The sequence below is a fragment of the Fretibacterium fastidiosum genome (genome assembly GCF_000210715.1).
GTDB lineage: Bacteria > Synergistota > Synergistia > Synergistales > Aminobacteriaceae > Fretibacterium > Fretibacterium fastidiosum.
The window spans coordinates 139,493-149,898 of sequence record NC_021038.1; the positions used below are offsets into that span (position 1 = coordinate 139,493).

The 10,406-nt window shown below is 54.9% G+C and carries 9 protein-coding genes; 2 read left to right on the forward strand and 7 right to left on the reverse strand.

Annotation, left to right across the window (positions count from 1 at the left end; genetic code table 11):
- Positions 1–129: 129 nt before the first annotated feature.
- The 7 genes from SY1_RS00650 to SY1_RS00680 form a co-directional block, all read right to left on the reverse strand.
- Positions 130–1,230, reverse strand: coding sequence for a mandelate racemase/muconate lactonizing enzyme family protein (locus tag SY1_RS00650; protein WP_015555841.1), 1,101 nt, complete (start codon positions 1,228–1,230; stop codon positions 130–132).
- A gap of 76 nt (positions 1,231–1,306) precedes the next feature.
- The gene (locus tag SY1_RS00655) at positions 1,307–2,149 is read right to left on the reverse strand and encodes a serine hydrolase (protein WP_015555842.1); all 843 of its coding nucleotides are present in this window, start codon (positions 2,147–2,149) and stop codon (positions 1,307–1,309) included.
- A 42-nt stretch (positions 2,150–2,191) separates the two neighbouring features.
- The gene (locus tag SY1_RS00660; RefSeq protein ID WP_015555843.1) at positions 2,192–3,328 is read right to left on the reverse strand and encodes a M20 metallopeptidase family protein; all 1,137 of its coding nucleotides are present in this window, start codon (positions 3,326–3,328) and stop codon (positions 2,192–2,194) included.
- A 111-nt stretch (positions 3,329–3,439) separates the two neighbouring features.
- Positions 3,440–4,273 (reverse strand): carbon-nitrogen family hydrolase, encoded by an 834-nt coding sequence (locus SY1_RS00665; protein ID WP_015555844.1) that lies wholly within the window; start codon positions 4,271–4,273, stop codon positions 3,440–3,442.
- 38 nt (positions 4,274–4,311) lie between these two features.
- Positions 4,312–5,613 (reverse strand): Na+/H+ antiporter NhaC family protein, encoded by a 1,302-nt coding sequence (locus SY1_RS00670; protein WP_015555845.1) that lies wholly within the window; start codon positions 5,611–5,613, stop codon positions 4,312–4,314.
- A gap of 140 nt (positions 5,614–5,753) precedes the next feature.
- A complete protein-coding gene (locus SY1_RS00675; RefSeq protein WP_015555846.1) occupies positions 5,754–6,620 on the reverse strand; it encodes a MurR/RpiR family transcriptional regulator in 867 nt (288 codons plus the stop codon).
- Between the two features lie 226 nt (positions 6,621–6,846).
- Positions 6,847–7,836, reverse strand: coding sequence for a LysR family transcriptional regulator (locus SY1_RS00680; protein WP_015555847.1), 990 nt, complete (start codon positions 7,834–7,836; stop codon positions 6,847–6,849).
- Positions 7,837–8,020: 184 nt separating this feature from the next.
- On the opposite strand from SY1_RS00680, the gene SY1_RS00685 reads away from it, so the two are divergent.
- Both SY1_RS00685 and SY1_RS00690 read left to right on the forward strand, forming a co-directional pair.
- Positions 8,021–9,058 (forward strand): threonine aldolase family protein, encoded by a 1,038-nt coding sequence (locus SY1_RS00685; protein WP_015555848.1) that lies wholly within the window; start codon positions 8,021–8,023, stop codon positions 9,056–9,058.
- Between the two features lie 48 nt (positions 9,059–9,106).
- Positions 9,107–10,336 carry a dicarboxylate/amino acid:cation symporter gene (locus tag SY1_RS00690; RefSeq protein WP_243440538.1) on the forward strand — a complete coding sequence of 410 codons (1,230 nt, stop codon included), beginning with the start codon at positions 9,107–9,109 and terminating at the stop codon, positions 10,334–10,336.
- Positions 10,337–10,406: the final 70 nt, after the last annotated feature.

A 10,406-nucleotide genomic window follows, 5' to 3' on the forward strand; every position in this document is an offset into this window, starting at 1 on the left:
TATTAAAAACTTTTCCCGTGGATTTTGGGACAATGCCACTCGCTCCTGCTTCATACCCAGGTATCACCAAAAGACCTGCCTGCCACGGGGTGACAGTATCCAGCCCTTCGATTGGCAAAGCCATGTCGTTTATTTTTCAAAGATGTTCTCATCAACCTCGACGCCCAATCCTGGTGCGTTATTGCATGAGAACGTACCCTGTGGCGTCATGGCAAGCGGGGTTTTTATGAGGTTTTCGGTATGGAGTCCCGTTCCGCAGAACGCGTCGCTGGGCAGGCACACCGCGGGTTGGCTGGTGATGAAGTGGGCGCTGGCCGCCTCGCCGATGCCGAGTTCAAGATTGCTCCCCGCCGCCGCCTGAAATCCCGCTGCCTCCACTGCTGCGGCGACTTGGCACGCGCGATACAATCCACCGACCTTACCGACCTTGATGTTGAAAAAATCCGCACAACCGTTCTTGATGACGTTCATCACGTCATGAAGTGACGAAATGGATTCGTCGGCCATGATTCTCACGCCGCACGAGTGCTCGCGTACGTGGCGCATTCCCTCGTAATTCCACTTCGGCACGGGTTGCTCAAAACATTCCGGATTGAATTCAACCACGCGGTGCATCAACGCAATCGCATCGCCTGGCGTGAATCCCTGATTGGCGTCAAGGCGGATCGGCACATTGGGGCCGAACGTTTCGCGGAGTCTGCCGACGAGTTTGGCATCTTCTTCCACGCCCTTCCCCACCTTCAGTTTCATCACCTTGAAGCCCTTTTTTACGTACTCCCGTGCCTCGTCAACTGACTTGTCAAATTCTTTAAAACCCATGGACCATGCAAGATCAAAACTATCCCTGCACTTGCCGCCTAATAGCACGTAAACTGGGACTTTCAGAGCCTTTCCGGCTGCGTCGTGCAACGCGATATCGATCGCTGCTTTCGCGGACGTGTTGCCGGAGAAAATTCGATCCATCGTATCGTTTATGCCGGAGATATCCAGCACGCTCTTGCCTATGAGCATCGGCTTGAAGTACTTTGCGATAATGACCTCCATTGTGTAGGCCGTTTCACCCATGAAGGCTGCGGCTGGCGATGCCTCGCCGTATCCATCGATGCCGTCCTCGGTCTCTATTTTGACAACGCAGTGCGCGCGTGTGCTGGTCGCATAAAGGGACGTCTGCCAAGTCGTTTTGAGAGGCACTTTGACGACCTTCACCTTGACGTTCTTGATTTTGCTCATGTTTTCCATCTCCTCGCAGAATGAGTTATGTCAAAGAGGGGCATGTTGTTCCCTTGCAATGGAAGTCGGCGGCTTTCTATTTCATGGCGTCGTAGACTATTCTGGATACGTCGGCAATCGCGTTAACGGCGTCATTCGCGTCTTTGACCTCGCCGGTGAGCATGGCGATGACGTAGCGCCGACCGTCCGGCAGCGTGAAGATGCCGGCGTCGTGCTGGACGTCCAAAAGTTCGCCAGTCTTGTTCGCAGCCAGCACGGAACCGGCGGGGAGAGTCATGCCATCTTGCACCGCCCAGTATGCGATAGCCGGTATCTTGGCTGGGAGTTTGTTGCGGCACATCTGCCTTGACATGATGCTGTGGATGAGCCTTGAAGCGACCGGATTGACCAGCTCCCCTCGCGCCACGGCCGAAAGCATCCTGCCGGCATCCCCTGCGCTTGTGTAATTGTTGCGACCTTCTCTGATGGCCTGCATATCCAGCTGTTTGCGTTCGCAGCGCGTGTTCGTGTAGCCAAGGCTGCGGCAGAACGGCGTTATCCTGTCCATGCTGATGAGGTCAATGACCTGATTTGCTGCGATATTATCGCTTAACGCAATCATCAGGAAAGCCAGCTTTTCAAGCGAGGCCTCCCGAATTTCGTCGAGCTCCCGCAGGACGCCTGTGCCCCCGACCCTGTTTGCGGAGGCAATTTGATACGTCTTCTTCCAATCCAGCCTGCCTTCCCCGACGTCTTTAAGCGCAAGCGCCAGGATGGGCAGTTTGATGATGCTGGCCGAGCACAGTGCGCGGTTGGGATTGATCTCCACAACCTCCCCGGATTCTATGGCTTCGACGTACAGTCCCGTGAATGCGTCCAGTTTTGCGATGCGTTCGTAAATTTCTCGACACGGAATTTTTCTGACGGTATTGTCCGCCATGCGGGATAGCCTCCTTTCAAAATTCTTCTAGAAGTAACATTCTTACTGAGATAGGAAATAGTCCGTCATGAGATCGACGGCAACCGTCAGCGCTTCTTCTTTCGGGAGGAAGCGATTGCTGTGGAGCGAATACTCGGACTGACAGCCGAGGTGAAAGTAAAGCGACGGGACACGTTTGCCGTAATAGTAAAAGTCCTCGGCGATAAGGCTTGGGCGTATATTGGTGTGGACGTGTTCCGGCCCGAGCGTCTTCACTGCGCAAGTGGAGAAACGCCTGAACAAATCGACGTCGTTGACTACGATACCATAGCCTCTATTTACATTTGTATCGGCACTACCGCCGTAAGATGAGGCTATGGTGGACGAAAGCTCGGCGATTCTTTTTGGGAGAAAGGCGCGCGTGCCGTCCGACGTGGTACGTATCGTCCCTTCGAGCACGGCTTCAGGGCATATAATGTTGTAGCGGCCGCTGGTTTTGAACGATCCGATCGAGATCGTCATAGAGTCGCAGGGGCTTACCTCCCGACGAAGTTTCTGCACGAGTGCGCAGTAGATGTCCATGCCTATTGCGATCGCGTCCACTCCGAGGTGCGGCTCGGCGGCGTGGGCTGTACGACCTGTTATTCTGACGCTGAATCTGTCGGAGGCTGCCATGATGGGGCCAGGGCACACCTCTATGTCGCCGACGGGTAGCTGTGGCCACATGTGAAGTCCGTAGACCTCATCGACGTGTTGATCTTCAAGGAACCCCGCTTCGACGACCGGTTTTGCGCCACCATCCGGGTTGTTCTCCTCTGCCGGTTGAAACAGGACGACGATATTGCACTTCAGCAGCTCCCTGACCTTGTGGAGTTCGCACGCGATGGCAGCGGCTATGGCTGTGTGCATGTCGTGTCCGCACGCATGCATTACGCCGTTGTTCTCGGAGGCGAAGGATACGCCCGTCTCCTCGTGTAGCGGCAGTGCGTCAATATCGGCCCTCATGCAGAGCGTTTTTTCCATGCCCGTGTTGACGTTCACAAACCCACCGTTCAGGCCGCCTATCGGACGAAGTTCCAGCCCGTCGAGAGCCAGAAATTCCCTGATACGGCGCGTTGTCTCCACCTCATGATTGCTGAGCTCCGGGTGGCGATGGATGTCGCGTCGCAGGGTAAGGTACTTGGAGACGTCGGTTTTCATGTTCAGTCCGCCCCTTACGTGGCTTTGAGATAAGCGGATGGCTGCCGTGACCTGAAGGAACAGCCATCCGCACCATAACGGCCGTTGACTATGGAAGTTTTGCCCCTTCTTCTACGGAAGTTGAGCCTGTGGCCTTAACAGGGTGTCGCCGTACAGGTGGGGCTGGCGGTCGCGGAACATGTGGATGAGGTCGCGCACCTCACGCGTCTTCGTGTAGTCGATGGACCCTGTGACGATCTCTTCTCCGTCGCTGCCCTCAGCGATGACGTCTCCCCATGGGTCGATGATGATGGAGTGTCCGCAGTACGTCCCCATCGGGCTCGACCCTACGCGGTTGCACGCCACGACGAACATTTGATTCTCAATGGCACGAGCCATGAGAAGCGTGCGCCAGTGGTTGACGCGTGGATTGGGAAAATCGGACGCCACGACAAGCACATCGGCTTTCTTGAGCGCGTATGTGCGCGACAATTCGCAGAAGCGTATGTCATAGCATATCATCATTCCAAGGCGGCCAAGTTCTGTGTCGTAAACCTCGATCTTGTCTCCGTGCTCGAAGGGGACGTCCTCATCCATGTCGCTGTAAAGGTGCATCTTGCTGTAATCGCCGACGATCTCGCCTTCGCGGTCGATGAGGTACGTGGTGTTGCGCATCTTGCCATCCCTGTGCAGGATGCTTGCCGAGCCGGCAACGAGCCAGACCTTGTATTCCCTGGCCAACCCCTTGCACATTGTGACAGTAGGGCCATCTTCCGGTTCTGCGTACTTCTCCATGTGGCGAAACATCTCGTCGGAGAAGCCGCTGGCCCAGTCCTCCGGCAGCACTACGACGTCAGGACGCGGCGTCTTCTTCATGGCTTCAGCGAACATTGAGCGAACATGACTGAAGTTGGCCTCTGGATTACAGAACTCTATGTCCGTTTGGAGCAGCGCAAAATTTGTCATGGAGTACACCTCCTGGTAAGGGCATGTCGGCTTATTGATTACATCGTGTAAAGGATGGCGCGAACGAGAACGTATCCGAACGTGATGATTGTGAGCACCCATCCGTTGGCGAGCATCGCCTTGATGTTCTTTGAGCGCGCAAGTCCCATCTGTCCGACCATATCGACCGTCGGCGTTACGAAGAAGGTGATCTGGCAGGCAACAAGCACAATAAGAGACCATATGGCCATTTCGATATTCATGGAGTTGACCATCGGCAGAAACAGTTCGTGTGTGATCTGTGCCTGGGCAACTCCGGTTCCGGAGATTCCGAACACGCCGACGGCTGCGCTGAGCATTAAGAAAGCAACCTTCCCGCCGACGTCAATGAGCGGCTTCATAAGCTCTGCCACTGCGTTGAAAGCGCCGGAAGCGCTGACGTAGTTGAGAAATGGATCGAACAGCACGAACATGAAGAACATCCAGAACATCTTTGAGCCGCCCGTTATCATGGTGGTGAGGGAGTCCTTGAGCGACAGCCCGCCCACCATGCCGACGATGATGGACGCTGCCATCATGACCAGGATCGCGTAGCTGGCGCCCGCGCCTATGTACAGGCCATAAACGATCATGATGGCCATGACGATGAGGAACACCCACGTGGCACGCTTGCACCTCTCGTCGGGAACGAAACTTGTAGCCTCCTTATCCGTCTCGGCGTATGTCTCTTTGCCCTCGGTCCTTCTCTGTGTCCAACAGGCCATGAAAAACGTCGAACCCCAGACGATGATCGCGAGCGGAATACCGGCGTTCATCATAAACGAACCGTACGTTATCTTCGTCAACCCCATGATGGTGACGACCGGGGGAACGAATGGCCCGATGTAAAGGCCTGTGGCGCCGGCGCCATGAAGGATGACGCCGAGGGTGGATGGCGTCAGGCCAACGCTGGCGACAATGGGAATAAGTATGGGGGCGATGATGGCGTTGGAACCGGCAAGCGTTCCCAGAAGCGACACCATGAGCGTCGAGGTCGCCATGGAGATGAGGATGGCCATCTTTTTGTTCTTGAGCTTGAAGCGGCTCACAACGGTATACACGAGGTTGTGCGCTACCCTGGTGCGTGACAGGACCTCAGCCAGGCCCGAACCAAGCACGATGATGAAGCCTATCATGGCACAAAAAGATCCCAGCGAGTTCTTGATTGTGTTGGCGAATCCCATGATGGATTCTCCATTGAGCACTGCACCGAGGATAACGCACAACAGGACGGATACGTTCATGTCCTTGCCCATGAGCATCAGAATAATGTAGAGCAACAGCGGAAGGAACCCCCACAGTGGATTCAGGTTGAAAATCATGTCGTTTCCCCCTTTGCAAGACCTGCACCGTAATGTTGAATCCATTTACCTTACCGCATTTCCCCAACGGGCGGCCGGCCCATCCCGCGGGGGTGAAGCCCAAACCTTTTAAGTGAATACCAAATTTAACCAGCGTTCCCTTAAAGATAGATATCGTGCTCTATGGCAATGTTGTCCTGAAGTTCCATGCGTTCAAGCGTTCTTTGAACGTCGAGGGATCCCAACGCGGCTATCAGGCAGTTGCACAACGTCATGGCGCACACGGGCGAAAAATACTCACCGTTTGGAGCGATCATGACTTCGGAGGCCTTCAAAGCGATCGGCGAGGTCGGAGAATCGGTTATCGCGGCGATTTTGCATCCAAGTCGGTGAAAATATGAAACAACGTTGTATGTGGCTTTTGTGTAACGCGAGTATGATATTGCGACGAGACAGTCGTCCTCACGCACGTCGCTTAGTTCCGACGGGAGTGCGCTCGCCGTTGCATTGAGTGGGACGACGTTGCTGTATATACGTTGAAGCATGAACGACAAGTAGTGCGCGATGGAGAAGGACGACCTCTGCCCCGCGATGTAAATTTTATGGGCGTTTTGTATGATGCCTAGAGTACGCGTAAAGGCCTCCTGAAGTTGTGGCGTATACAGCGCCTCCATCAGTCGCAGGTTCGCTTCAATTCCAAGAAAGAGCGCCCCCTTCCCGGTCGCTGTCTCAGGGGAAGACCCCGCGGAGTTGCGAAGCAGCGACTTCAGTTGGCTGAAGGGCATTATCTGTGCCTGAGCCTCGTACAGTTCGCGCTGAAACGTAGCGTATCCGTCGAAGCCCAGCTTGTGTACAAAGCGCGTGATCGTGGGCGCGCTTATTCCCGTCTTGTCGCTCAATGCGCTTATGGAGAGGAAAGCGCTCTCCTGTGGGTTGTTTAGTATGAACTCAGCCAGACTTTGATGCCCTTTGGAAAACGTGTCGTACAGACCGCGTATCTTCGAAGCTACATCCTTCATTTCATTCATGGCGCTTCACCAGTCTCTTTTATCAGTCTCAGTACGATGTGTGAAAATATATTACCATATTTTATGGAAAAATGAAAGTAAATTTTTTATATCGTTCAATCCCCCTTCAAAAATATAAGGCGCAGGGGATGACGTTAAGACCTCGGAACTGGGCGAGCTGGAGGGCGTTATAGTCCTCCTTCAAAAAAAACGCGTTCTCTGGAAGACGTCGTCTTGCGCAATCCACTCAACGGTCTGTTGAGGACAAATTCTCCATGGATTCGTCGTCGACAACTGAATGGGCCTCCAGAAACAACTCCGCGAATCGCCGCATCGCATCCGAGAAGTATACGCCGCGCCGGAAACTGAGGAAGGTGTCGCGGTCAGCGTGATCGCTGTCGATCTTGTAAAAACAAAGTTTTGTTGTATCTGCATTGTTCTGAATCAGACGATTGCTCAGGATGGTTGCCCCCATGCCGAGGTTCGCGAAGTTGTAGGATGTGGCCGATTGCTCCAGTTCGAGGAGAATGGTTGGGGAGATATTTCTCTCACGGAATAGAAAATCCGTGTACTGCCGCAGGTAATTCTGGCTGCTGAGGAGGATGAAGGGCACCTGAGCGAAGAGGCTCAAACTCACGGTGCGCCTCCCCGGCAAAGAGAACACGGTGTCGCCCAGCTCCTCTGGTGCGAGACAATGGGCTTCAAGGCCCTTGTTTACTTCAAAATCCGAGGGGACGACAAGGATCAGACACTCTCGAAAGCAGACCTTCTGCACGTACTTTTTATCGTCATAGGGACGGTTTGTGATGACGAAATCCAGCTCGCCCAAGTCCAGCAGATGCTTTGCATCCAGAGTGTTGAGGTTCCGTACAGTGAGGTCAACGTTTGGGTACTGCCGATGAAACTGAACCAAATGCCGGGTGACGAAGTAATCCACGCAAAGGTTGCTGCTGCCGATGGACAGGTGACCTCGTTGCAACGTGCGCGTCTGCTCGATCAATTCCCTGAGGCGTTGCTCGATGGCATGAATCTCCTTCAGTGCTTGAACGTACTCCACGCCAAAGGGCGTCAAGCCTATAGGGTTGTGAGAGCGGTCGAAGATCGGAAGCCCAAGCTCTTCCTCCGCCTTCCGGATCATGATGCTCAGTGCAGGCTGCGTGATGAAGAGCTTGTCCGCAGCCTTGCTGAAGCTTCGCTCGCGGTATACGGCGTAGATGTAATTCGCGTAGTGAAACATGCCTGACCTGCCTCCGCTAATGTCTTGTCATTTACAAAAGTAAATATAGATATTTTTAAATCTATATTAGATTATATCGCGGAAATGCGGTTTAATGTGTTGTGAGAGCCCTTTCGCTCTGTACAAGTTCTCTTTGATAGACAACGTGGCATACACACAGACACAGTAAAGGAGCGGTTGACGCATGATCGATTTGAGAAGCGATACCCTCACCCTTCCAGATGAACCGATGCTTCGGACGATCCTCACGGCGCGGCTTGGGGACGATGGGCGCCTCGACGCAGAGGGGCGTGGCGAGGACCTTGCCGTCAACGAGCTGGAGGACATGGCGGCCGAAGTGTCGGGCAAGGAGGCTGGGCTGCTCTGCGCGTCCGGGACGATGGGAAACCAGGCGGCGTTGTTGACGTGGTGCCGCCCCGGTGACACGGTGTTGATTGACGAACTGCAACACCTCGACCGCAGCGAGAAGACGGCCTTCACTCCGCGGTTCGGCCAGCTGAAGAAGGTGACGTATCGCTCCGATGCGTCGCTGATGCCGAATACGGCGAGCATGGAGGAGGAACTGAAGAACGGTCCGGTGAAGTTGATCTGCATTGAGAACACCCACAACTACACGGGGGGCGCCTGCATCGACCTGAAACGCATGGCGGAGATTCGCAGTCTGGCGGATCGGTACGGGGTCCCCGTACACATGGACGGGGCGCGGGTGTTCAATGCAGCGGCCTTCCTGGGGACGACGGTGAAGGAGATCGCACGGTACGTCGATTCCCTGATGTTCTGCGTATCCAAGGGCCTTGGGGCGCCGGTGGGTTCCCTGTTGTGTGGCACAAGGAAGTTTATCTCCGAGGCGAAGGAGATGCGCAAACTGCTGGGCGGAGCCATGCGTCAGGCGGGTATTATCGCGGCCCCGGCGATCTACGCCCTCAAGCATAATGTGGAGCGTCTCAGGGAGGATAACGAGAACGCGCAGTTCTGCGCCTCACTGTTGAAGGACCTGAAAAAGGTCAAAGCACAGCAGAACGTGCAGACCAACATCATGATGCTGGACATGGAAGGGGCTGGGATTACGCCTCAGGAATTCTGCGCCCGCGCAAAGGAAAGGGGGCTCCTGATTCGCCCGATCATAGGGAGTTTCGTGAGACTTGTGTTCTATAAGGGCATCACGCGGAGCGACGCGGAGCGGGCGGCGGCAATTGTTCGGGAAATAGATGGAGAGCTTTAAGGGACAAGGGAGGTTTTTCTTATGAGGGTTGGCGGCAAAAAAGTTTCCTTGACAACTCAGGTTTTTCTGGCGATGATCCTGGGCTCCATCGCGGGGCTCGTGGACGGTAAAACGATGGTGCAGCTGGGCTTCCTCGGCGATATATGGCTGAATTGCATCAAGATGATCGTCGTTCCCATGGTGCTTTGCACGATTGTGACGGGCATCGTCTCCCAGGACAGCCTGACCTCGCTCCGGCGCGTCAGCGTGCGCATCATCGCCTATTACGTTGTTACCACGGTGCTGGCCTGTATTGTTGGTATTGTCGTTGCGATGCTCCTGCAACCTGGAAAGTTTGCGGACTTTGCCGGTCTGGCCACCCAGGAGGTCAAGGGCGGCGTGGATATCACCCTGGCGGACTTCCTCAAGGGGCTGTTCTCCACCAACATGGTCAAGACCTTCGCCGATGGCAATATCGTTCAGACGCTGGTGATCGCCATCCTGTTGGGGATCGCCATCCTCCGCATCGCAAATCAGGAGCACAAGGAGGTCATGAGAAAGTTCTTCAACGGCTTCAACAGCATGATCTTCTCGTTGATCGGCATGATCATGAGCGTGTCCCCCATCGGCGTGTTCTTCCTGATGGGCAGTTCTTTTGGCAAGTACGGCGCGGGCATCTTTACCTCCATGGCGGTGCTGGTAGGCACATACTACGCCGCTTGTCTGGCGCATGTCATCATCGTCTACGGCGGCTTCCTTATGGCCTTCAAGCCCCACATCAACCCCCTCCGCTTCATCCGGGACAGTGCCGAGGTGTGGGTGTATACAATCTCAACCTGCAGCTCCATCGCCACGATTCCCGTGAACATCAAGGTTGCCGAGGAGAAATTCGGCATTCCCGAACGGATATCCGGCTTCACGATTCCTCTGGGCTCCCAGATGAACACGGACGGCTCCGTGCTGCTCTATGCCTGCGTTATTCTGTTCATTAGTCAGATGATTGGCCAGCAGATGACCTTGCTTCAGCTGATCAACGTGATCTTCATCTCCACGATTCTGTCGATGGGGGGCGGTGGAATCCCTGGAAGTGGCATCGTGAAGCTGATGGTCGTGGTACAGTCCGCCGGGCTTCCCCTGGAGGTTGTGGGAGTGATCGCAGCGTTCTATCGTCTTTTTGACATGGGAACCACCACCAATAATTGCCTGGGCGACCTGGTGGGAACCGTCATTGTGGGCAAGGCGGAGGAGAGGTACGCCATGGCTGAAAATGGCGATGGAGCTTCGTCTCAATCGAGGTGACCCCTGCCGGAGTTTTTGGCTGCGCCGCTCCATGTCCCGAAGGGTTTTGCCGTCGAGAACAGGCGCCCCG